Below are 21,063 nucleotides of genomic sequence, written 5' to 3' on the forward strand. Positions count from 1 at the left end.
CGACGATGACATTCGGATCCCACGCGCACACCTTCGCCGGCCGGCCGGTGGTCGACGTCCCCGCCGACGGCCCGCTACCCACCGTGGACGGTGAGGTCACCTGGCGGATCGCCTGCTGGGACTACCCGCCAGGCACGAAGGAGGGCGACCTGTCGGCGGAGTTCGCCGCCGCCTTCGACCGGTTCGTCGCCGCCGCCGGGCCGTCGGTGCGGTCGCTGGTCGTCGGCGCCTGGGGGTACGCGGCCTTCCACATCGCCCCGATCGCCCAGCTCTGCGCGGCGGCGTCCCGGCTGCCGGCGCTGCGCGCCCTGTTCCTCGGGGACATGACCAGCGAGGAGTGCGAGGTCTCCTGGATGCGGGTGGGTGACGTCAGCCCGCTGCTCGACGCGTACCCGCAGCTGGAGGTGCTGCGGGTACGCGGCGGCGAGGACTTCCACTTCTCCCCCGTGCGGCACGCGCGGCTGCGCGAGCTGACGGTGCAGAGCGGCGGCCTGTCCCGGGAGTTCGTCACCGCGGTGCTCGACTCCGACCTGCCCGCCCTGACCGACCTGGAGCTGTGGCTCGGCATCGACGACTACGGCGGTGACACGGGCGTCGCCGACCTCGCGCCGCTGCTGGCCGGCGAGCGGTTCCCGGCGCTGCGCCGGCTCGGGCTGCGCAACGCGGAGATCGCCGACGACCTCGCCGCCGCGCTCGCCTCGGCGCCGGTGGTACGGCGGTTGGCGCGGCTGGACCTGTCCATGGGCACCCTCGGCGACGAGGGGCTGGCCGCCCTGCTCGCCGGGCAGCCGTTGACCCACCTGCGCGAACTGGACCTGCACCACCACTTCCTGTCCGAGGAGGCGGCCGGGTCGGTGGCCGCCGCGCTGTCCGGCGTGCGGGTGGACGTGTCGGATCCGCAGGAGCCCGACGAGTACGACGGGGAGAGCTACCGGTACACGGCGGTGTCGGAGTGACATGGAACTGACCGTCGTCGGCAACCCGGCCAACCGCCGGGTGGAGCTGTTCACCCGGGCGGCGCTGGCCGCCGGGCTGCCCCGACCCACGGTGCTGCCCTGGCGGGACCTGCTGACCGGGGCGGCCCCACCACGGTCGGGAGCGCTGGTGCGGGTGGACTCGCCAGGGGAGGACCCGGAGGTGGACCGGCTGCTGCGCCGGGCCGCCGTCCCCGCCCGGCACGGCGAGCTGATCGGGCTGGCCGACGCGTACGCCGGCTTGGTGGACGGCATGACCCGCGTCGCCGCGGGCGGGGCGACCCTGCTGAACCCGCCGGAGGAGGTGGCGGCGCTCTGCGACAAGCGGCGCTGCCACGCGCTGCTGGCCTCGGCCGGCGTGCCGGTGCCCGAGGCACTGCCCCCGGTCGACGGGTACGCGCGGCTGCGGGCGCTGATGGCGGCGGCCGGCTGGGGCCGGGTGTTCGTCAAACCCGCGCACGGCTCGTCCGCCGCCGGGGTGATCGCCCTCGCCGTCGGCCCCCGGCGGGTGCAGGCGGTCACCACGATCGAGACCACGCCCGACGGGCTGTTCAACTCGCTGCGGCTGCGCCGCTACGACGACGAGGCACAGGTCGCGGCCGTCGTGGACCGGCTCGCCCCGGAGGGTCTGCACGTCGAGCGGTGGCTGCCCAAGGCGGGCCTCGGCGACCGGGTCGTCGACGTGCGGGTGGTGGTCGTCGCCGGCCGGCCCACCCATGCGGTGGTCCGTGCCGCCCGGGGGCCGCTGACGAACCTGCACCTGGGCAACGCGCGTGGTGATCTGGTCGCGCTGCGCGCGGCGGCCGGACCGGCGGCGTGGTCGGCGGCGATGGAGACCTGCGAGCGGGTCGCCGCGCGCTTCCCCGGCTGCCTGCACGTCGGCGTCGACCTGATGTTCCTCGCCGGGTGGCGCCGGCACGCCGTGGCCGAGGTCAACGCCTTCGGTGACCTGCTGCCCGGGGTGCTGTCCGACGGGCGGGACACCTACGCCGAGCAGGTCCACGCGCTGCTCACCGGCCGCTGGGACCGGTGGCGGGCGAGCGTCGGCGCGTCGGGGCGGGAGGTGGTCGCGTGCGGAGCCTGATCGGCAGCCACGACCTGCTCCTGGTCACCCTCGACACGCTGCGCCACGACGTGGCCGCCGAGCTGGCCGCGGCGGGGCGTACGCCGCAGCTGGCGCGGGCCCTGCCGGGCGGCCGGTGGGAGCGGCGGCACTCCCCCGCCAGCTTCACCTACGCCGCGCACCACGCCTTCTTCGCCGGCTTCCTGCCCACGCCGGCGCTGCCGGGCCGGCACGAGCGGCTGTACGCGGCGGCGTTCCCCGGCAGCGAGACCTCCGGCGCCGACACCTGGGTGTTCGACGCCCCGGACCTGCCGACCGCCCTGGCGAGGGAGGGCTACCACACGCTCTGCCTGGGCGGGGTGGGCTTCTTCAACCGGCGCAGCCCGCTCGGGTCGGTGCTGCCGGGCCTGTTCGCCGAGGCGCACTGGGAGCCGGAGTTCGGGGTCACCTCCCCCACCTGCCTGGACGCGCAGCTCGACCGGCTGGCCGAGGTGCTGCCCCGGGTGCCGACGCGGCAGCCGCTGTTCACCTTCCTCAACGTCGCCGCGCTGCATCAGCCGAACCGGCACCACCTGCCCGGCGCGCAGCACGACGACCGGGCCAGCCACGCCGCCGCCCTGGAGTACGTCGACGGGCGGATCGGGCGGCTGTTCGCCCTGCTCACCGGCCGGAGTCGACCGGTGTTCACGATCATCTGCTCCGACCACGGCACCGCGTACGGCGAGGACGGGCACACCGGCCACCGGATCGGCCACGACGTGGTGTGGACCGTCCCGTACGCCCACTTCACCCTGCACCCGGGAGAATGGTGACCAGCACCGACACGGGCCTCGACGGCTCCCCGTACCAGCAGTACCTGTACGCGTACCCGCACAAGACCTCGTACCGGGCGCTGCGGCCCCGGCCGCTGCTCGCCGACGTGTGGCGGGCCGAGGCGCGCGACGCGCTCTTCCTCTACCTGCACCTGCCGTTCTGCGAGATGCGCTGCGGCTTCTGCAACCTGTTCACCCGCGCCCACGCGCCGCAGGAGCAGGTCACCGCGTACCTGCGGCAGCTGCGCCGGCAGGCCGAGCAGGTCACCGACGCCCTCGGCGGCGACGTCGGGTACGCCCGGGCGGCGTTCGGCGGTGGTACCCCGACGTACCTGACGGCCGACGAGCTGACCGAGCTGTTCGACATCGCCACCACCACGGTGGGGGCCCGGCTGCCGGGCGTACCCCTGTCGGTGGAGACCTCGCCGGCCACCGCGACGCCGGACCGGCTCGCGGTGCTCGCCGCGCACGGCACGACCCGGGTGAGCATCGGCGTGCAGAGCTTCCTCGACGTCGAGGCGCACGCCGCCGGCCGCCCGCAGCGCCGGGCGGAGGTGGAGGCGGCGCTCGGCGCGATCCGCGACGCGGCGGTCCCGGTGCTCAACATCGACCTGATCTACGGCATCGACGGGCAGACCGCGCGGACCTGGCGGGCCAGTCTCGACGCGGCGCTGGCCTGGCGGCCCGAGGAGCTGTACCTGTACCCGCTGTACGTCCGTCCACTGACCGGTCTGGGCCGGCGCGCGCACGCCCGGGCCGACTGGGACGCGCAGCGGCTCGCCCTGTACCGGCAGGCCGTGGAGGTCCTCGGCGCGGCCGGGTACCGACAGGAGTCGATGCGGCAGTTCCGCCGCGCCGACGCCCCCACCCCGGACGGGCCGGACTACTGCTGCCAGGACGACGGCATGGTGGGTCTGGGCTGCGGGGCCCGCTCCTACACCACCGCCCTGCACCACTCGTTCGACTACGCGGTCGGCGTCTCCCAGGTGCGGGCGGTGCTCGACGACTACCTGGCCCGGCCCGCCGACGACTTCCGGTACGCCGAGTTCGGCTACCGGCTCGACGACACCGAGCAGCGCCGCCGCTGGCTGCTCAAGTCGCTGCTGCGTGCCGACGGCGTCGACGCCGCCGCCTACCGGGCCCGCTTCGGCAGCCGGCCCACCGACGACTTCCCCCAGCTCGGTCGGCTCGTCGACCGGGGCTGGGCGACCGACGGCGGGCTACGGCTGACCGCGGCCGGGCTGGCCCGCTCCGACGCCGTCGGCCCGTGGCTGATCTCCGCCGAGGTCCGTGACGCGATGACCGGGTACGTGCCGCGGTGAACCTGGCGATCCTCTACCGCGGGCCGCTGGCGAGCTGCAACTACGACTGCCCGTACTGCCCGTTCGCCAAACGGCAGGACCCGCCGGAACTGCTGCGCGCCGACCGCGCCGCGCTGGCGCGGTTCACGCGGTGGGTGGCGGCGACCACCGACGTACGGCTGTCGGTGCTGTTCACCCCGTGGGGTGAGGGGCTGACCCGCAGCTGGTACCGGAACGCGATGGTGTCGCTGTCGCACCTGCCGCACGTCGAGCGGGTGGTCATCCAGACCAACCTCGCCGCCCGGGTGGACTGGCTCGCCGACGCCGACCCGGGCGCGGCGGCGCTGTGGACGACGTACCACCCGGGGCAGGTCACCCGCCAGCGGTTCCTGGCCCGCTGTGCGCGCCTGTCGGAGCTGGGTGTCCGGTACTCGGTCGGGGTGGTCGGCCTGCCGGAACACCTCGACGAGGCGCGGGCACTGCGCGCGGCGCTGCCGGCGCAGGTGTACCTGTGGGTCAACGCCGCCGAGGGGCGGCGCTACGACGCCGACGAGGAGGCCACCTGGACGCGGCTGGACCCGCTGTTCGGCTGGAGCGTCCGCCCGCACCTGTCCCTCGGGCAGCCCTGCCACGCGGGCGAGACCGCCATCTCCGTGCTCGGCGACGGCACGGTGCGGCGCTGCCACTTCGACCCCGCCCCGATCGGCAACCTGTACGACGGATCGTGGCGGGCCGCCCTGAAGCCCCGGCGGTGCGGCGTCGCGGTCTGCGACTGCCACATCGGCTACGTGCATCTCAAGCCACTCGGGCTGCGCGACGTCTTCGCCGGCGGGGTGCTGGAACGCATCCCCGCCGTCTGGCCGCACCCGGGCGGGGCCGCCTCCGGGACGGCCTGACGCCCGCCCGGCGCGGCGAGGCGGCCCCGGGGCCGGCTGCCGGCACGCTCAGTGGGTGACGCGGATCGTGTCGTTGATCTGCGGGTACTCGCATCCCTCCTGGCCACACAGTTCGAAGCCGACGTTGACCAGCGTCTCGCCGTTACGGAAGATCTCGCCGTCCGCCTGGGCAGCGACCCGCCCCGTCACCTCCTGGGGCTCGCCGGTGCAGGCGACCGGCGCCCAGCCGGACCCGTACGCCACGCCGTTGCCCGACCGCTGCCTGAGGCTCAGCTCGACGCCGCCGGACATGCCGGCGGGACACGCCACGGTGATCGTGACGTCCACTGCGACGCCGCGGGCGACCAGGGTCGCGGAGGTGACGTCGACGGTGCTCGCCGCGCTCGCCGGCGTCGGCGCCAGCAGCACGAACAGTGACAGCCCGAGCAGCGCGATGGTGGTCATGATGCGGCGCACGATGGTCCTCCTCTGTGGTGCCGGTCGCCTACCTGCGCCCACCATAGACCCCTGTCAACACTTGCAGTGACCAACCGATGACAGGGGCCGGTGTTCGGACGCGCCGCGACTCCCGCGCCGCCGGTCGTTCCGGGCCCGCCGCAGGCCGGCCAGGGACGTCGACCCACGCCCTACTCGGCCAGCCAGGCGCGGATCTCGTCGCCGTGCTCGTCGAGCCGCGGCGGCGCGAGGTCGTGCCGTGGCGGGGTCCGCGAGAAGCCGATCGGGTGCCGGACACCGGGCACACCGCCCGCCGTGACCACCGGGTCGAGCCCGAGGTCGCGGGCCAGCGCGACGCCGTCGTCGACGGTGTTGATCGGGGCGCACGGCACACCGGCGGCGGTGAGGTCGGCGAACCACTCGTCGCGCCCGCGCCGCGTCAGCCGGTCGACCAGCAGCGGGCGCAGCGCGTCCCGGTTGGCCGTACGGTCCTGGTTGCGGGCGAACCGGGGGTCGTCGGCCAGTTCGGGTACGCCGAGCACCTGGCACAGCCGGCGGAACTGGCCGTCGTTGCCGGCGATGACGACGAGATCGCCGTCGGCGGTGGGCATCGGCTCGTACGGGAACAGGCTCGGATGGGCGTTGCCCATCCGGAACGGCACGCTGCCGGCGGCGACGTGGCCGCTGGTCTGGTTCGCCAGGCCGGACAGGGCCGAGGAGAGCAGGTTCACCTCGACGTGCTGGCCGACTCCGTGCAGGTCACGGTGCCGGAGGGCGGCGAGGACGCCGACGGCCGCGTGCAGGCCCGCCATCACGTCGAACACCGCCACCCCGGCCTTGTAAGGCGGACCGTCCGGGTCCCCGGTGAGGCTCATCAGGCCGGAGGCCGCCTGGACCATCAGGTCGTACCCGGGCAGGTGCGCCCCCGCACCGGCGCCGAACCCGCTGATCGACGCGTACACGACCCGAGGGTTGACGGCGGCGACGCTGTCGTGGTCGAGGCCGAACCGGCGCAGGCCGCCGGGACGGAAGTTCTGGATCATCACGTCGGCGCGGTACGCCAGGCGCCGGGCGACATCCAGGTCGTCCGGGTCGGTGAGGTCCAGCGCGATGGACCGCTTGTTGCGGTTGACACCGAGGTAGTAGGTGGAGACGCCGTCGCGCACCGGCGGCAGCCACGTCCGGGTGTCGTCCCCGCCCGGTCCCTCGACCTTGACGACGTCCGCGCCCAGGTCGGCCAGGAGCATCGTCGCGTACGGCCCGGCGAGGATCCGCGAGAAGTCGGCCACCAGGACGCCGCCGAGCGGTCCGGACCGCTGCCGATCCATCGGCACTCCCCTTCCCCGGCGGGCCGGCCGACCGTTCGGGTCGGCGAGGAACCGGTCCGGCGAGCATACGACCTGCGGGCGGGCACCCTCGACGGCACCGACGGCACACCACGAGCGCGGCGACGGTGCTGCGCTGAGCGCTCCCTCCACGCGCTACGGCACCCGGCCGGCGGACCCGGCACGGTCACGCTCTCGTCGGCGACCCGCAGGATCGTCCCGTCGACGCGCCGTCGGCGGATCGCCCGCTTGTCGGTGCCCAATATCGTGATGGCGCTGCGGTCCCGGCGGCACGTCGACGGACGGCAGGCCCCTCGAACAGCACCGAACAGGAGACCCTTGTGGAAAGCAGGAGGTACGTCGCGACGGCGGCGTCGGTCGCCGTCGCCCTCGCGGCGCTCACCGGGTGCGGCAACGACGGCGACGCGGAGCGGGAGTACGTCGACAAGCTGAGCCGGGCGGGCTACGACGCGGTGACGGTCTCCCCCGAGACCAAGACGTCCCAGCGCAAGAACCGCAAGCGCAGGAACACCGTCGCCTACGACTTCACCTGGCGGGTGAACACCGACTCGGACCCGACGACGTGCGAGGTCACCCTCGAACATCCGGCGTACAACTCGAAGTCCCTGCGCGGCGACCACTGGCACGTCGACGAGGTCAACGACGAGGACGTCGAGGGCTGGGGCGGGGACAGCCCCGATCCCGACACGGTACGGCGGCTGCTGCGCGAGCACTCCTACGACTGCTGACCCCGACCACACGTCCGGGGACCGGGCCGGGGACGGTGGGCGCCGCCACCGACAGCACCCGGGGGGCGGCGGGCCGGCGGTCGGCCCGCCCGCCGCCCACGGAACGGGTCAGCGCCGGGCGAGGATGCGCGCGTCGGCGGCGACGACCGCCGCCAGCTCGGCCGGGATCCGCTTGCCGGCCTGCCGGTCGGCGTGGCCGGCCAGCTCGGCGTACCGACCGTTGGCCAGCAGGGTGCTCAGGACGGTGAGCGTGTCCCGTTCGGCGCCGGAGGTCAGGATCACGTACCCGAGGCCGGCCGGGGTGACCGTCACGGTGAAGGTGCTGGTCGCCGACGCCCGGCCGGCCGGTCCGACGGCGTCGGCCCGCAGGGTGTGCCGGCCAGCCGGCAGGGTGGTGAGGTCCAGCGGGCGGTCGGCGTCGAACCGCTGCCCGTCGAGGGTGAGCGTGACGGTGTCGGCGTTGGTCGCGGTCACGGTGAGGATCGGGGGCCTGGGCCCGGTCCAGGATGGCGCCGTCGGCCGGTGACGCGATCGCGACGCTCGGGGTGGCGGGCGGGCGCTGCAGGTACGCGGCGTTCCAGCCGGCCAGTTCGGCGGGACGGTTGGTGATGATCCCGTCGACGTCGGCCTGCTCCAGCGACTGCCACTGGTGCGGTGAGTCGATGGTCCAGACCAGGACGGCCACGCCCGCGTCGTGCAGCTGCCGGACCACGTCGGGCCGGGCGGCCAGCGCCGCGCCACTCGGGTTGTACGCGGTCAGCCCCAGCTGCCGGGCGAGCGCGACCGGGTCGGCGTCCAGGCTGCCGCGCAGCAGCCCGAGGGGCAGCTCCGGGGCGAGGTCGCGGGTGTGGCGCAGGGCGTCGACCTCGAAGCTCTGGATGAACACCCGGCTGGTCATCCGCTCCGCGCGGATCACCTCGACGATCCGCGCGACCTCGTCGCGGGTGTGCGCCCCCTTGATCTCCAGCAGCAGGTTGCCGCCCCGGGTGCGCAGGTCGGCGAGCTGCTCCGCGAGGGTGGGCAGCTTCTCGCCGGCGTACTGCGGGGCGAACCACGAGCCGGCGTCGAGGGCCTTGAGCTGCGCGGCGGTCAGGTCCCGGATCCGGCCGACGCCGTCGGTGGTCCGGTCCACGGTGGTGTCGTGCAGCACGAACGGCACGCCGTCGCGGGACGGCTGCACGTCGTTCTCGATCCAGTCGGCGCTCGCCCGGCGGGCGACCTCCTGGGCCACCAGCGTGTTCTCCGGCGCGGCGGCGGAGGCGCCCCGGTGGGCGATCACGGTGAGCGGGCTGCCGTCGGGGCGCAGGTACCCGTTGGGCGCCAGCTCGGTGACGGTGACGTCGTCGAACGAGACGGTGGCGCCGTTGACCAGCAGGGCCTGCCCGCCGTCGGCGGAGCGGCGCAGGCTGCTGGTCCGCAGTGCCTCCCGCCCGTCGACGAACCAGCGCGCCTGACTGCCGTGCACCTCGACCGCGACCCGGACGTCCCGGCCGGTGCCCGCCGCGTACGGGGCGGATCCGGTGTTGGTGACGTTCCAGGTGTTGGCGGTGGTGCGCTCGGCGAACTCCAGCCCGTTGGCGGCGGTGGTGCCGCTGCGCATGGTGGCGATCCACCACGGGGTGGCGCCGTCGGCGGGCACGTCGAGGCCCAGCGCGGTCCAGCGGGTGGCCGAGGCCACCGATTCGAACCGGACGGTCGCCTCGAAGCGGAAGTCGTTCAGGTGCCGACCGAAGGTGATCTTGTTGCTCGCCGCGGAGCTGGTGGAGGTGCCGTACAGCCGGCCGTTCTCCACCTTCCAGGCGCCGTCGACGGCGCGCCAGCCGGCGGGCAGCGTGCCGGCGGAGAAGTCTTCGGCGACGACGGCTGCGCCAGGCTCGGCGGAAGCCGGCGGGGACGGGGTCAGCACGGCCAGCGCGCCGGCCGCCAGCGCCAGGGCGCAGAGGGCGGCGGTGAGGCGGGTCCGTGTGGCGGGAAGGGTCATGGTGCGGACCCTAGGAACGTCACCGGAACCGGTGGCCAACCGGTCGTGACGGCGACACGAACGCCGGCTCGCGATCACATGCGCGCGGACCGGGTGGGGCTCAGCAGCGGGTCGCGGGTCAGCGGGTGGACTTGCGGGCGGTGCGCCGGTTGCCGAAGGACTCCATGGTGGTGGCCTTCTTCGCGGGCGTACGGCTGGCAGTGGTCCGGGCGCGGGCGGGCGCCGCCTTCTTCGCCGGCGTCTTCGTGGCGGCGGCGGCCTTCGCGGTCGGCCTGCGGGTCGGGGCGGCCGTCGCGGCGGTGTCCTTCTTCCTGGCCACCCGCGCCGTCGTCGGGGTGGGCCTACCGCCCGGCGTCTTGGCCGCGCTCGCCCCGGTGGCCCGCTTCGTGGCGGCCGCGACCTTCTTCGCCGCGGCCTTCCGGTTCATCGGGGCCTTGCGTGCCCCGGTGGCCTTCCGGGCGCCGGTGGGCCGGCTGGCGGCCCCGGTCGTGCTCCGTCGAGCGTCGGCCATCGTCGCTCCTCCTCCGGTGTGCTTGCCGAGACCCGCACCGACGGGCGGGCGCTGTCCGGCCGGGTCGGGCCGACCGGCCCGCTCGGCGCCCGTGTCTTCCCCCGCCCCCGACGGGCAAACGTCCCGGTGCGACGGCCCACGGGCCGGGAGACCAGACACCCGGGCCGGTAACCGCCACCAGAACCGGTACGGCCACGCGCGCGTCGACAGCACCGGGGCCGGCCGCGCCGACCTCGTGCGTCGACGCGCCGGGAACACCATCTCGCGGGTCGGCGGCGACACCGTGACCGGGTCGTCGGCGTGCCGGCCGGGCGTCACGCCACCCCCCGGCCCGCGACAGCCACGGTCCGCAACGAGCGGCACGCAGGACGTGACCAACGGCCCCTGTCCGGAAGAGCCCGCGTCAGGCATGGTGGTGGCATGACCCCCCGCACGCGTGTCAGGCCGGACGCGAAGTGCCCGCTGCGCCCCGGGCAGCCGTGCACCCTGTGCCAGCTCAACGTCACCGGCCCGCAGGACTGTGGCCTGGTCCAGCTCGTGATGGAGGACGACGAGTTGCGCGAGGGCCTGCACCGCTTCCAGTTGGCCGCCCGGCAGCGCGAGGGCGTCGAGAACCCGGCCTGAGCCGGGCCGGGTCTTGGCCCCGCGCGGTGGGCCCGCCGTCGGTAGGCGGTGCGCGAGCCGCAGGCTGGTGCCGATACATACCCCCCGGGGTATGCTCGGTTCCACAGGGTCGAGGAGCAGGGCCACACGACGGATCTGCCCTCGACCGCCCTTCTCAACCCGGGAGGTCCGGTGACCGAGGTCCGGCATCACCAGGTGGTCATCGTCGGCGGCGGCACCGCCGGCATCAGCGTGGCCGCGCGGCTACGCCGCAAGGGCGTGAGGGACGTCGCCCTGATCGAGCCCAGCGACAGCCACTACTACCAGCCGCTCTGGACCCTCGTGGGAGCCGGACTGGCCCGGCCGGGCGAAACCGTACGCCCGCAGCGCAAGCTCGTCCCGAAGGGTGTGACCTGGATCCGCGACCGGGCGGTGGACGTCGACCCGGACAACCGCACCGTGTCGCTCGCCGGCGGCGACGTCGTCGGGTACAACCAACTCGTCATGGCACCCGGTCTCCAGCTCGACTTCGACGCTGTGCCCGGCCTCGCCGAGGCGGTCGGCCGCGACGGGGTGTCGAGCAACTACCGCTACGACCTCGCACCACGCACCTGGGAGTTCATCCAGAAGGTACGCGGCGGCACTGCGGTCTTCACCATGCCACCCGGCCCGATCAAGTGCGGTGGCGCCCCGCAGAAGATCGCCTACCTGGCCGCCGACTGGTGGCGCCGACAGGGGCTGCTGGACGGCATCCGGATCATCCTGGTGCTGCCCACACCGACCATCTTCAGCCAGCCGGACTGGGCCCGGAGCCTGGAGAGGGTGGCCGCCGGCTACGGCATCGAGGTCCGCTACGAGTCGCAGCTCGTCGAGGTCACCGGAAGCGACCGGCGGGCGGTGATCCGCGACAACCGCTCCGGCACCACGGAAACCATCGACTACGACCTGCTGCACGCCGTACCGCCGCAGAAGGCACCGGACTGGCTCAAGACCAGCCCGCTGGCCGACCCGGCCAGCCCGTTCGGCTACCTGGAGGCCGACCGGCACACCCTGCAGAGCCCTCGCTGGCCGGAGGTCTTCACCCTCGGTGACGTGGCGAACCTGCCCACCTCCAAGACCGGGGCGGCCATCCGCAAGCAGGCGCCGACGGTGGTGGCCAACCTGCTCGCCGCCGGTGAGCATCAGCCCCTGCCGGCCCGCTACGACGGCTACACCTCGTGCCCGCTGGTCACCGCGCACAACCGGATGCTGCTGGCCGAGTTCGACTACGAGCTGAAGCCGAGGCCGAGCTTCCCGGTCATCGACACGATGAAGCCCCGGTACGACATGTGGCTGCTCAAGCGACACGGCCTGCCGGCGATGTACTGGCACGGCATGTTGCGCGGCCTGGCCTGATTGCGCCGACGAGGTTCGGCGGATCGGCCACGCCGGCCGGCTCCAGCCGGCAGCATTCTCACCTGAGGAGAGCAGACATGAGCTATGCGATGACCATCCGGCTGTCCGCCGGGTTCGCCCCGACCGTCGAACGGGTCCGGGCCGCGCTCAAGGACCAGGGCTTCGGCGTGCTGACCGAGATCGACATGCGGGCCACACTGCACGAGAAGCTCGGCGTGGACCTGGAGGAGTACGTCATCCTGGGCGCGTGCAACCCGCCGCTGGCGCACCGCGCGATGGAGGCCGACCGCAACATCGGCCTGCTCCTGCCCTGCAACGTCGTGGTCCGCGCCGACGGGCCCGACGCCACCCTGGTGCAGGCGATGGACCCGCAGGTGATGGTGCGACTGAGCGACGCGGCCGAGCTGCGCGAGGTCGCCGACGAGGCGACCCGGCGCCTGCGCGCCGCGCTGGACACGCTGACCGGCTGAGCGACGACCGGGGCACGGGCGGGAGCCCGTGCCCCGGTCGCCGTCGTCGTGGAGCCCACCGCACACCCGGCTCCGACCGCAGGTCCCGGCGGGGCCACGCCCCACACCTCCCGGCCGGTGCGTGGCGGCCGATCAGAGCGCGACCAGCACCACGGCGAGGACGAGCAGGGAGCAGACGATCTCGATCACCCCCACCTGCGCCGGCCGGAGCCGCCGCGCCGGCAGGAGCACGGCCCGGGCCAGCAGCAGTAGGAAGACCGGGACGAGCAGCACGTCCAGCCAGGCCGCCACGACCAGCGCGAGCACGTGGAAGCCGACCGAGAGGCGCAGGTAGCCGGCGTCCCCACGCTCCCGGATCATGGTCTTGACGTACAGGACGGTGCCGACGAGGTACAGCAGCAGGGCCAGGAACGCGGGGGCCACGTCGGCGAGCGGCACCCCGGCGATGGTGGCCACGACGAAGACCAGCACGCAGCTCTGCGCCACGGAGGCGAGGTCGTTGAGCAGGGCCCGCTCCCGCCGCCGCCAGGCGTACCCGGCGTTGATCGCCAGCAGCGGGGCGTAGACCGGGGCGTACCAGAGCAGCTCCGGCCGGGCGAACAGCACGGCCGCCGCGAGCGGCGCCGTGACGAGGCCGTAGGCCCGCAGTTGTTCGGCGAACCGGCCCGGCCGGCGGGTCTTGACCGCCTGGAAGACGTAGTACGACAGCAGGTAGCCGGCCAGCCAGGCGCCCAGCAGCGGCAGGTGCGGCCAGCGCGGGCCGACCAGCACGACCCCGACGGTGTACGGCAGCAGCAGCATCGCCCAGGCGCCGTGCTGCGGCGGCAGGAAACGGCGCAGCCGGCGACGGGACCCGACCGGGCGCGTGGTCGGGACGGCGGTGGACATGGCGTCACCTCACCTCGAAGATGCCACGGGCGCCGCGTTCGGCGTCGACCATGACGTGGCTGACGAAGGGGTAGTGGCCGGGCTCCGGGAAGACCATCTCCACGAAGCCACCGGCAGCCGGACCGAGCCCGAGCACCTGGGCCCCACCGGGGTCGGCCGGCCGGTTCTCCCAGCGTCCCTCCCGGTAGACGGTGTCGAACTGGGTGCCGACGACGTGGAAGGAGCTGTCCCTGTTGGGGCCGGCGTCGAGCAGCCAGACGCGGACCCGTTCGCCGGCGCGGGCGGGCAGTGGCCGGTGGGCGTACTGGGCGACGTAGCCGTTGAAGACGACGGCGTCGGGGCGCTCCGCCTGCATCTTGGCCAGATCGCCGGGCTCGCCGTCCGGACCGAGGTACAGCTCGGACTGCACGAGGACGTACTCGCGGTCGACCCGGGGCAGGTCTGGCGGGTCGATGATGACCGCGCCGTACATGCCGTTGCCGATGTGGTGCAGCATCGGCATGGTCGAGCAGTGGTACATCCAGATCCCGGCCCGGGTGGCGGTGAAGCGGTAGGTCAGCCGCTGGCCGGGGTCGATCGGGCGCATCACCTCGTCCGGGGCGACGGCGCCGGCGTGGAAGTCGATGCCGTGGTCCACGGTGCCGTCGTTGACGAGGGTGATCTCGAAGGTGTCGCCGACCCTGCCACGCAGCACGGGGCCGGGCACGGTGCCGTCGAAGGTCCACAACCGCTGCCGTACGCCCGGCGCGACCTCCCGCTGGATCTCCTTGACGTGCAGCTCGCGCCGGTGCAGGCGGCCGGGCGGGGTGGCCGGCGCGACGGCGTCCCGCGCGACGAAGCCGTCGCCCGGGTCGGCCATCGCGTCGAGGTGCGGCGCTGCCGGGGCATGCGCGTCGGTCGGGTGGCCCGCCGCCGCCGGTCCCGCCGGCGCCGACCCCGTCGGGACGATCCGCAGGGTCATGCCGGCCTGCCGGTGGCCGGGCAGTGAGCACCAGCCCTGGATCTCGGTGCCGACCACGCCCGCGTCGAGCCGGACGGTGCCGCCCCGTGCGATCGGCGGCGTCTTAGCGCCGGAGTCGAGGACGAGGTCGTGCCGCCGGTGGTCACGGTTGGTCAGCTCGATGACCAGTCGGTCGCCCGGTGGCACGTCGATCCGGTCGGGGTGGAAGCGCATCCCGTCGGCGACCACCTCGACCGTGGTGGTGTGCCCGGTGGGCGCCACGGCGGACGCGGCGGCCGGGACCGGCGCGCCCTGCGAGACGCGCTGCGCGGCCACCCCGACGAGGACGGCGACGAGGACGAGGGCGAGACCGGCGGCGGCCCCACCGAGTGGGCGGGCGGCGGGGGTCTCGGGGTGCGCGGACACGGGTTACCTCCGGGCGGTGAGCAGGACCCGGGCGGCCGGCACGAGGAACTGCACCAGCACGACGAGGATCAGCAGCGAGGTGGTGATACGGACGAAGGGCGGGGTGGGCAGAAGAAAGACCACCAGGGCGGCGTTGGCGGTCGCCACACGTTGCGCGCCGTACCGCTCCAGCAGGGCGGTGCGACGGCGTACCGGTCCGGGTCCGCCGCCGAGCACCATGGGCAGCAGGTGGCTCAACGACCCGACGAGGACCTGCGCGACGAAGCCGACCAGCAGGGGCAGCAGCACGGTGCCGAACCGGTCGGCGGCGGTGGCGGGGTCGTCGGCGGACAGCAGCGTCGCGGCGTCCGTGCCGAGGGCGACCAGGAGCCAGACGGAGGCCGCCGCGAGCGACCAGCCGGCGAAGGCGGTCGGGGGACGGACCCGCGCGACGGCCAGCGCGGGACGCAGGACGACCAGCGCGGCGAGGGTGAACAGGGCCAGCCCGGCCGCGGCGACGACCCGCCACCAGGCGAGCACGCCGACCCCGAGCAGGGCCAGCCCGGTCACCGCCAGCGGGAGCGCGACGGTGGCGGCGCGGACCGCCCCGTCGGCCATCCGGGCGCGCAGCACGGTGGGCCAGAGGGTCAGCAGCGTGCCGAGGACGGTCAGCGTCACCCAGCCGAGCAGGTTGACGTGCGCGTGGAACAGCGCCAACCGTGGGCGGAGGGCGTCGTCGACCACCAGCATCCACGCGCCGACCGGCACGCCGGCGAGCAGGGCCACGGCCGCTGCCAGGTAGTAGTGGACGGTGACGGTGAAGCGGGCCGGCAGGGCACGCCGCAGCCGGCGGGCGAGCCCGACGAGGTGGGCGGCCACCGCGGCGAAGAGCAGGGCGGCCCCGCCCACGCCCAGCCACGGGCGGTCGGCGGTGCCGGCGACGAGGACCGCCAGCACGCCCACGTTGAGGGTGACGAGCCGGGCGGCCTGGGTACGGCGACTGTCCGGGGCGGACGCGCGCAGCACCGCCGCGGCGAAGTGGGTGCTCCACACCACGATGGCGTTGCTGGCGGCGCCGAGCAGCAGCAGGTGGATGGCCGCCCAACGCCAGGTCGGCAGGAAGGGGTGGACGAAGCCGAGCACGACGAGCGCGGCCAGGTAGGCCAGCGGCAGCGCCGCGACCCTGCGGTGCCAGTTCGCCCGCCCGGTGCCCGCCGCAGCCGGCCCGGTGACCGGGGCGGGAGCGCCGGGTCCGGCCGGGGCGGGGCCGGTGGGGACGGGTGCGGCGCCGGTCGGGGCGGGGTCGCCGAGGGTGCGGGTCATCACCGCACCGCCGCCACGACCGGCGGGACGGCCGTCGTGCGGGCCCGCCCCCGGGCCGCGCCGCGCGCGGCGGCGACGGCGCAACCGACGAAGCCGAGCACCGCGACGACGTTGCCCAGGCCGGCCCAGCGCCACACGGCCTGCACGCCGAGCGCGTCGCCCACCAGGACCCGGACCGCCAGGGTGGCGTGCAGCAGGGCCAGCGGGGCGTACAGCCAGGGTCGGTAGGGCAGCGGGCGGCGCAGCACCGCCGGCAGGATGACCGGGGCGTGCACGAAGATCATCGACATGGTGAACCCCAGGAAGACCAGGTGCAGGATGGCGTCGTAGCGCGGGCCGTCGGTCACCGGGCCGGCGCCGGCCCAGAGCACGCCGGCCAGCCCCAGCCAGACGTACCCGGTGAGCAGCCCGACCGCGACGTAGCGGGGCAGGCCGGTGGCGCGCACGGTGCGGCGGGCGACGTCGTTGACCAGCAGCCAGGCCACGACGGCGAGCAGGCCGACCCCGAACAGGTGCGCCCCGACGGCCGGCCACAGCACGGTGGCGGTGACCCCCACGGTCAGCGCGCCGAGGGCGGCGAGGAACCAGCGTTCGCCGTGCCGGGGCAGGCTGAGGTGGGCCAGTTCGAGCCGCTCCCCGGCGATGGTGGCCACCACGAAGGCGGCGAGCCAGGGCACGATCTCCGGCACGCCGAAGCCGGCGAGCCAGAGCAGGGTGGCGGCGTACCAGCCCAGCGCACCGGTGGCCTGGGCGAGCAGGGCCGGGGCCGGCTGCCGCCGCCACAGCTGCCGGTAGATCATCAGCAGCAGCACCGAGGCGGCCATGAGCAGCAGGCGGCCGGGCAGGCTCGGTCCGGTGAGCACCAGTGCCAGCCCTCCGGCGCCGGAGCAGGCGGGCGCGAGCAGAGCCCAGCGGGCGCCGAGCGCCACCGCCCGTTCCAGCGCCACCAGGGTGCCGACGAAGCCGAGCACCATCAGCGGGCCGTGCACCTGCTCCAGCGGCACGTCCGGTGCGGGCACCGGCAGGCCGAGCAGGAGCAGAGCGGCGTAGAGGCCGGCGACCAGGGCGAACGCGCCGGCGGCGAGGACGGGCAGCCGCCAGCGCACGGGGATCGACCGAGGGCTCATGCCGGCTCCCCGGTCGTCCGCGGCACGGCCAGCCGCACCACGCAGGCGTCGGGTGCGCCGAACGGCTCCAGCACGGCGCCGTTCGGCGGGGCGCCGGCGTGGTCGAGCGCACCGCGGACCACGCCGACGTGCAGCGCGCAGATCGCGTCGGGGTTGCGGTTGACCAGTTCGAGGAAGGGACAGGTGTGCAGGTGCACCTCGACGTTCCCGTCGGCCGTCTCCTGCCGGCGCGGGCTGAAGCCCAGGCCGCGCAGGACGTCGAGCAGGGTGTCGACCGGGTCCTCGCCGGGGGCGGTGGCGGCGGCGAGGTGGCGTCCCCAGTCATGGCCGGCCCGGGTGGCCTCGGCCCGGACGTCACCGGGGTTGCGGCGGGACAGGTGGTCGAGCAGCGCGGCGGCGAGCGCGCGGTACGGCGCCGGGGCGGGGGTCTCCGTCGCGGCCACCCGGTAGCGCCACGCCGGCCGGCCGGGCTGGCCGCCACTGGCCCGCGCCTTGACCAGCAGCCCGGCGTCGACCAGGCGGTCGAGGTGGGCGCGGGCGGTGGAGAGGTGCAGGCCGGTGCGCTCCCCCACCTCGGCGATCGTCATGCCGGCGCCGGCGTCGCGCACCATCTCCAGGATCGAGGCCCGGCTGGCGGTACCCAGCGCCCGGTGGCGGTGGGAGTCGATGGTCTCACCGGTAGGCCCTGTTCTCGGGGTTTCCACGTTAGATAACGTTACAACGTCGTTCACCCGCAAAACCCGGGAGGGTTCCATGTCCACCTCACGCTCCACGGCCGACCAGCAGGCCGCGCAGGCCGTCGTCCGGCACCACGCCCAGCTCGCCGCCGACCTCGACCGGCACGTTGCGGACCTGCTGGACGCGGCCGACCGGGGCGACGCCGCCGGGGCGCTCCGGCACCGCGACGAGCTGCTCGGCTGGCTCCGCGACGAGCTGCTGCCGCACGCGTCGGCCGAGGAAGGGGCGCTCTACCCCGCCGCCGGTGACCGGCCCGAGGCCGCGCTGCTGGTCCGGGGCATGCTCGACGAGCACCGGGCGATCACCGGCCTGGTCGCCGAGCTGGAGGCCGCCGACCGGCCGGTACGCCTCGCCGCCGCCGGCCGCGCCCTCGCCGCCCTCTTCGCCGTGCACCTGGCCAAGGAGAACGACCTGATCGTCCCGGTGCTGGTGGACGCGGCCGACGTCTCGCTGGCGACGTTGCTGGACGGTATGCACGATCTGCTCGGCTCCTCGGACGAATCGGGCAAGGGCGGTTGCGGCGGGGGCGGGGGCGGCTGCGGCTGCGGTGGCGATCAGGCCCCCGCCGACGCGCCGGCCCCGACGTTGAGCATCGACCCCCGGTTGGACGTCCGGCTGCTGCCGCACGGCCAGCGCCACGCGCGGGTGCTGTCGGCGCTGGACGCGCTGCCCGCCGGCGGCGCGCTGGTGCTGGTCGCCCCGCACGCCCCCCGCCCGTTGCTGGCCGAGGTCGAGGCCCGCTACGGCGGCGGCATGAGCACCGAGTGGCTGCAGGACGGACCGGACGTGTGGCAGGTCCGACTGTCCCGCCAGGCGGTCGCGGTCTGAGCATGCCGGGCGCCGGGACGGTGGGGTCAGGGCCCGCCGTCCCGGCGCACCGGGCCGTTCGGCCCTGCCCGCGGTGAAAAACGCGACGCAGGCTGGAACCGTCACCAGGAGAGGAAGACCCCCGTGTGCAACTACTGCGGCTGTCGGGAGTTCCCGCTGATCGGCCGGCTCTCCGCCGAGCACGAGGCGATCGCGAACGCCGCCGGCCGACTGCGCACGGCGGTGCACGGCGGTGCCGACGACGCCCTGGTCGCCCTCGACGACCTGCTCGCGCTGCTGATGCCGCACACCGCCACCGAGGAGGGTGGCCTCTTCGCGGAACTGCGGGCCGAGGGCAGCATGGCCGAGGCGGTGCAGCAGCTCTGCGCCGAACACGACGACATCCACGGCGTGCTCGGCGCCGTCGACCGGACCGCGCCCGACTGGCCGCCGGTGCTGGCCGCGCTCGACCGGCTGCACCGGCACATCGACAACGAGGAGCACGGGCTCTTCCCGGCCGCGGTGATCACGCTGCCGATACCGGCCTGGGACCGGATCACCCCGACGGCCGGGGCCGCCCGGTGAACCGCCCCGGGCGGTGGGTGCGGCCCGCGCCCTCCGGCGACCGCCGCCGGCTGGCCGGCCGCCGCTTCAGCGTGCCGATGAGCGGCACGCACGTCCGCCGCGTCTTCGACGAGTGGTGTCGCCGGAGCTGATCCGGCCGTCTCCCGCGCGGTCCGCGTCCGCGGACCCGACCGGGGTGGTGCCGGCACGCCGGCCTGTCCTGCCGGCCGGGCGCCCCTGCGTCGCCCGGCCCTGTCCCCGGGATCCCCATGCTCGACGACCTCCGCGCGGCCTATCGCCGTGACCCCGCCCTGCACGGCCTCCGGGCCGCCGAACTGCTGTTCTACCCCGGCCTCTGGGCGGTGTGGAGCCACCGGATCGCCCACCGCCTGCACCGCTGCGGCATCCCGCTGCTGCCCCGGGCCCTCAGCCAGCTCACCCGTCTGCTGACCGGCGTCGAGATCCACCCCGGCGCCCGCATCGGGCGGCGGCTCTTCATCGACCACGGCACGGGTGTCGTCATCGGGGAGACCGCGCGCGTCGGAGACGACGTGACCGTGTACCACCGGGTCACCCTCGGCGGCCGTGGCTGGTGGGCCGACGGCAAGGGCAGCCGGCGACACCCCACCATCGGCGACCGGGTGGTGCTCGGGGTGGGTGCCTCCGTGCTCGGCCCGGTGCGCGTCGGCGCCGACGCCCGGATCGGCGCGCACTGCCTGGTCCTGCACGACGTGCCACCCGGCGCCCGGCTACAGAGTCCCCACGCGATACCGGCGCCTCGTCCCGCCGGCCGTGTGCCCACCCTCATCCAGGAGCAGTAGATGATCGTCAAGGATGTTACCGCCCTCATCGGCCGTACCCCGCTGGTGCGGTTGGACCGGTTCGCCGACCAGGCGCCGGTGACGCTGCTGGCCAAGCTGGAGTCCGCCAACCCCGGCGGCAGCGTCAAGGACCGGCTCGCGCTCGCCGTCGTCGAGGCGGCCGAGCAGAGCGGCGAGCTGCGACCCGGTGGCGCGCTGGTCGAGGCGACCAGCGGCAACACGGGCGTCGGACTGGCCATGGTCGCCGCCGCGCGCGGCTACCGGATCACCCTCACCATGCCGGAGAGCATGAGCGTCGAACGCCGCGCCCTGCTGGCCGCGTACGGGGCGCGGATCGTGCTCACCCCGGCGGCCGAGGGCATGGCCGGCGCGGTACGCCGGGCCTGGGAGCTCGCCGACGAGCAGGGCGCCTTCCTGCCCCGGCAGTTCGACAACCCGGTCAACCCGGAGATCCACCGCCGGACGACCGCAGAGGAGATCTGGGCCGACACCGAGGGCGCGGTCGACCTGTTCGTCGCCGGGGTGGGCACGGGCGGCACGGTGACCGGCGTCGGCCAGGTGCTCAAGTCCAAGCGGCCGGACCTGCGGGTGGTGGCGGTGGAGCCGGCCGAGTCCCCGGTGCTCTCCGGCGGGCGCCCGGGCCCGCACGGCATCCAGGGCATCGGCGCGGGCTTCGTGCCCGAGGTGCTCGATCCCACCGTGTACGACGAGGTCGTCCGGGTGGACGCCGCACAGGCCCGGGAGGCGGCCCGGCGACTGGCCCGCCGCGAGGGGCTGCTCGCCGGGGTGTCCAGCGGGGCCGCCCTGCACGCCGCAGGCACGGTCGCCGCCCGGCCGGAGCACGCCGGCGCGACGATCGTGGTGGTGCTGCCCGACACCGGTGAGCGGTACCTGAGCACGCCGCTGTTCACCGAGCCGGACGGGGTCTGAGGCGG

22 protein-coding genes are annotated in these 21,063 nt (G+C 75.0%); 13 read left to right on the plus strand and 9 right to left on the minus strand.

All coding sequences use genetic code 11. The annotated features are described in order from the left end of the window. Nucleotides 1-5 precede the first annotated feature (5 nt). The 5 genes from GA0070560_RS13815 to GA0070560_RS13835 are packed head-to-tail and all read left to right on the plus strand — an operon-like array spanning nucleotide 6 to nucleotide 5,046. Complete coding sequence (locus tag GA0070560_RS13815; RefSeq protein ID WP_091296047.1) at nucleotides 6-956, plus strand: STM4015 family protein; 951 nt, start codon at nucleotides 6-8, stop codon at nucleotides 954-956. Nucleotide 957: 1 nt separating this feature from the next. Next, on the plus strand, nucleotides 958-2,058 hold the full coding sequence (locus GA0070560_RS13820) for an STM4014 family protein (RefSeq protein WP_091296052.1): 1,101 nt from the start codon (nucleotides 958-960) through the stop codon (nucleotides 2,056-2,058). Continuing rightward, nucleotides 2,046-2,849 carry an STM4013/SEN3800 family hydrolase gene (locus GA0070560_RS13825; RefSeq protein WP_091296056.1) on the plus strand — a complete coding sequence of 268 codons (804 nt, stop codon included), beginning with the start codon at nucleotides 2,046-2,048 and terminating at the stop codon, nucleotides 2,847-2,849. Before GA0070560_RS13820 ends, GA0070560_RS13825 begins: the two co-directional genes overlap by 13 nt. After that, nucleotides 2,846-4,171 carry an STM4012 family radical SAM protein gene (locus GA0070560_RS13830; protein WP_245675510.1) on the plus strand — a complete coding sequence of 442 codons (1,326 nt, stop codon included), beginning with the start codon at nucleotides 2,846-2,848 and terminating at the stop codon, nucleotides 4,169-4,171. The genes GA0070560_RS13825 and GA0070560_RS13830 overlap by 4 nt, the downstream gene beginning before the upstream one ends. Then, nucleotides 4,168-5,046 carry an STM4011 family radical SAM protein gene (locus GA0070560_RS13835; RefSeq protein WP_091296064.1) on the plus strand — a complete coding sequence of 293 codons (879 nt, stop codon included), beginning with the start codon at nucleotides 4,168-4,170 and terminating at the stop codon, nucleotides 5,044-5,046. The genes GA0070560_RS13830 and GA0070560_RS13835 overlap by 4 nt, the downstream gene beginning before the upstream one ends. A 48-nt stretch (nucleotides 5,047-5,094) precedes the next feature. Here GA0070560_RS13835 and GA0070560_RS13840 read toward each other — a convergent pair whose 3' ends face one another. Together GA0070560_RS13840 and GA0070560_RS13845 are read right to left on the minus strand one after the other, a co-directional pair. Further along, nucleotides 5,095-5,502 carry a hypothetical protein gene (locus GA0070560_RS13840; RefSeq protein WP_091296066.1) on the minus strand — a complete coding sequence of 136 codons (408 nt, stop codon included), beginning with the start codon at nucleotides 5,500-5,502 and terminating at the stop codon, nucleotides 5,095-5,097. Nucleotides 5,503-5,672: 170 nt separating this feature from the next. Beyond that, nucleotides 5,673-6,809, minus strand: coding sequence for a CaiB/BaiF CoA transferase family protein (locus tag GA0070560_RS13845; protein ID WP_091296069.1), 1,137 nt, complete (start codon nucleotides 6,807-6,809; stop codon nucleotides 5,673-5,675). Between the two features lie 338 nt (nucleotides 6,810-7,147). Between GA0070560_RS13845 and GA0070560_RS13850 the strand changes: the two genes are divergently transcribed. Further along, the gene (locus GA0070560_RS13850; protein WP_091296071.1) at nucleotides 7,148-7,555 is read left to right on the plus strand and encodes a hypothetical protein; all 408 of its coding nucleotides are present in this window, start codon (nucleotides 7,148-7,150) and stop codon (nucleotides 7,553-7,555) included. Here the strand turns inward: GA0070560_RS13850 and GA0070560_RS13855 are convergent. After that, nucleotides 7,464-9,536, minus strand: coding sequence for a glycerophosphodiester phosphodiesterase family protein (locus GA0070560_RS13855; protein WP_245675511.1), 2,073 nt, complete (start codon nucleotides 9,534-9,536; stop codon nucleotides 7,464-7,466). The two genes, GA0070560_RS13850 and GA0070560_RS13855, sit on opposite strands and share 92 nt — an antisense overlap. 118 nt (nucleotides 9,537-9,654) lie before the next feature. After that, on the minus strand, nucleotides 9,655-10,047 hold the full coding sequence (locus tag GA0070560_RS13860; protein ID WP_091296075.1) for a hypothetical protein: 393 nt from the start codon (nucleotides 10,045-10,047) through the stop codon (nucleotides 9,655-9,657). A gap of 420 nt (nucleotides 10,048-10,467) precedes the next feature. Between GA0070560_RS13860 and GA0070560_RS13865 the strand changes: the two genes are divergently transcribed. The 3 genes from GA0070560_RS13865 to GA0070560_RS13875 all read left to right on the plus strand — a co-directional run bounded on the left by GA0070560_RS13865 (nucleotide 10,468) and on the right by GA0070560_RS13875 (nucleotide 12,515). Then, the gene (locus tag GA0070560_RS13865) at nucleotides 10,468-10,671 is read left to right on the plus strand and encodes a DUF6767 domain-containing protein (RefSeq protein ID WP_091296079.1); all 204 of its coding nucleotides are present in this window, start codon (nucleotides 10,468-10,470) and stop codon (nucleotides 10,669-10,671) included. 171 nt (nucleotides 10,672-10,842) lie between these two features. Further along, entirely contained in the window at nucleotides 10,843-12,045 is a 1,203-nt protein-coding gene (locus GA0070560_RS13870) for an NAD(P)/FAD-dependent oxidoreductase (protein ID WP_091296083.1), read from the plus strand. A 77-nt stretch (nucleotides 12,046-12,122) separates the two neighbouring features. After that, on the plus strand, nucleotides 12,123-12,515 hold the full coding sequence (locus GA0070560_RS13875; protein WP_091296087.1) for a DUF302 domain-containing protein: 393 nt from the start codon (nucleotides 12,123-12,125) through the stop codon (nucleotides 12,513-12,515). Between the two features lie 132 nt (nucleotides 12,516-12,647). On the opposite strand, the gene GA0070560_RS13880 is transcribed toward GA0070560_RS13875, so the two are convergent. Genes GA0070560_RS13880 through GA0070560_RS13900 form a run of 5 tightly spaced genes read right to left on the minus strand, consistent with a single transcriptional unit; the run spans nucleotide 12,648 to nucleotide 17,953 of the window. Beyond that, entirely contained in the window at nucleotides 12,648-13,403 is a 756-nt protein-coding gene (locus GA0070560_RS13880) for a YwiC-like family protein (RefSeq protein WP_091296091.1), read from the minus strand. Nucleotides 13,404-13,407: 4 nt separating this feature from the next. After that, nucleotides 13,408-14,769, minus strand: a complete 1,362-nt coding sequence (locus GA0070560_RS13885; protein ID WP_091296096.1) for a multicopper oxidase domain-containing protein — start codon at nucleotides 14,767-14,769, stop codon at nucleotides 13,408-13,410. Nucleotides 14,770-14,772: 3 nt separating this feature from the next. Continuing rightward, nucleotides 14,773-16,071, minus strand: a complete 1,299-nt coding sequence (locus tag GA0070560_RS13890; RefSeq protein WP_091296510.1) for a hypothetical protein — start codon at nucleotides 16,069-16,071, stop codon at nucleotides 14,773-14,775. Beyond that, complete coding sequence (locus tag GA0070560_RS13895; RefSeq protein ID WP_091296100.1) at nucleotides 16,071-17,198, minus strand: hypothetical protein; 1,128 nt, start codon at nucleotides 17,196-17,198, stop codon at nucleotides 16,071-16,073. The genes GA0070560_RS13890 and GA0070560_RS13895 overlap by 1 nt, the downstream gene beginning before the upstream one ends. After that, nucleotides 17,195-17,953: a helix-turn-helix transcriptional regulator gene (locus tag GA0070560_RS13900; RefSeq protein WP_091296513.1), complete on the minus strand. Its 759-nt coding sequence runs from the start codon at nucleotides 17,951-17,953 to the stop codon at nucleotides 17,195-17,197. Before GA0070560_RS13900 ends, GA0070560_RS13895 begins: the two co-directional genes overlap by 4 nt. On the opposite strand from GA0070560_RS13900, the gene GA0070560_RS13905 reads away from it, so the two are divergent. The 4 genes from GA0070560_RS13905 (at nucleotide 17,952) to cysK (ending at nucleotide 21,058) form a co-directional block, all read left to right on the plus strand. Continuing rightward, nucleotides 17,952-18,764: a DUF2249 domain-containing protein gene (locus GA0070560_RS13905; RefSeq protein WP_091296104.1), complete on the plus strand. Its 813-nt coding sequence runs from the start codon at nucleotides 17,952-17,954 to the stop codon at nucleotides 18,762-18,764. The two genes, GA0070560_RS13900 and GA0070560_RS13905, sit on opposite strands and share 2 nt — an antisense overlap. Nucleotides 18,765-18,887: 123 nt before the next feature. Continuing rightward, on the plus strand, nucleotides 18,888-19,328 hold the full coding sequence (locus tag GA0070560_RS13910) for a hemerythrin domain-containing protein (RefSeq protein ID WP_091296107.1): 441 nt from the start codon (nucleotides 18,888-18,890) through the stop codon (nucleotides 19,326-19,328). Nucleotides 19,329-19,576: 248 nt separating this feature from the next. Next, a complete protein-coding gene (gene epsC, locus GA0070560_RS13915) occupies nucleotides 19,577-20,128 on the plus strand; it encodes a serine O-acetyltransferase EpsC (protein ID WP_091296111.1) in 552 nt (183 codons plus the stop codon). Then, on the plus strand, nucleotides 20,129-21,058 hold the full coding sequence (cysK, locus tag GA0070560_RS13920; RefSeq protein WP_091296114.1) for a cysteine synthase A: 930 nt from the start codon (nucleotides 20,129-20,131) through the stop codon (nucleotides 21,056-21,058). The last annotated feature ends 5 nt before the right edge of the window (nucleotides 21,059-21,063 follow it).

Source organism: Micromonospora halophytica, from assembly GCF_900090245.1.
GTDB lineage: Bacteria > Actinomycetota > Actinomycetes > Mycobacteriales > Micromonosporaceae > Micromonospora > Micromonospora halophytica.

What these genes read in the sequence shown, in the direction of transcription:
- cysK (WP_091296114.1), top strand. Translation starts at nt 20,129, where the DNA reads ATGATCGTCAAGGATGTTACCGCCCTCATCGGCCGTACCCCGCTGGTG.
- GA0070560_RS13815 (WP_091296047.1), top strand. Translation starts at nt 6, where the DNA reads ATGACATTCGGATCCCACGCGCACACCTTCGCCGGCCGGCCGGTGGTC.
- GA0070560_RS13880 (WP_091296091.1), bottom strand. Translation starts at nt 13,403, where the DNA reads ATGTCCACCGCCGTCCCGACCACGCGCCCGGTCGGGTCCCGTCGCCGG.
- GA0070560_RS13875 (WP_091296087.1), top strand. Translation starts at nt 12,123, where the DNA reads ATGAGCTATGCGATGACCATCCGGCTGTCCGCCGGGTTCGCCCCGACC.
- GA0070560_RS13820 (WP_091296052.1), top strand. Translation starts at nt 958, where the DNA reads ATGGAACTGACCGTCGTCGGCAACCCGGCCAACCGCCGGGTGGAGCTG.
- epsC (WP_091296111.1), top strand. Translation starts at nt 19,577, where the DNA reads ATGCTCGACGACCTCCGCGCGGCCTATCGCCGTGACCCCGCCCTGCAC.
- GA0070560_RS13865 (WP_091296079.1), top strand. Translation starts at nt 10,468, where the DNA reads ATGACCCCCCGCACGCGTGTCAGGCCGGACGCGAAGTGCCCGCTGCGC.
- GA0070560_RS13860 (WP_091296075.1), bottom strand. Translation starts at nt 10,047, where the DNA reads ATGGCCGACGCTCGACGGAGCACGACCGGGGCCGCCAGCCGGCCCACC.
- GA0070560_RS13845 (WP_091296069.1), bottom strand. Translation starts at nt 6,809, where the DNA reads ATGGATCGGCAGCGGTCCGGACCGCTCGGCGGCGTCCTGGTGGCCGAC.
- GA0070560_RS13905 (WP_091296104.1), top strand. Translation starts at nt 17,952, where the DNA reads ATGTCCACCTCACGCTCCACGGCCGACCAGCAGGCCGCGCAGGCCGTC.
- GA0070560_RS13900 (WP_091296513.1), bottom strand. Translation starts at nt 17,953, where the DNA reads ATGGAACCCTCCCGGGTTTTGCGGGTGAACGACGTTGTAACGTTATCT.
- GA0070560_RS13895 (WP_091296100.1), bottom strand. Translation starts at nt 17,198, where the DNA reads ATGAGCCCTCGGTCGATCCCCGTGCGCTGGCGGCTGCCCGTCCTCGCC.
- GA0070560_RS13890 (WP_091296510.1), bottom strand. Translation starts at nt 16,071, where the DNA reads ATGACCCGCACCCTCGGCGACCCCGCCCCGACCGGCGCCGCACCCGTC.
- GA0070560_RS13855 (WP_245675511.1), bottom strand. Translation starts at nt 9,536, where the DNA reads ATGACCCTTCCCGCCACACGGACCCGCCTCACCGCCGCCCTCTGCGCC.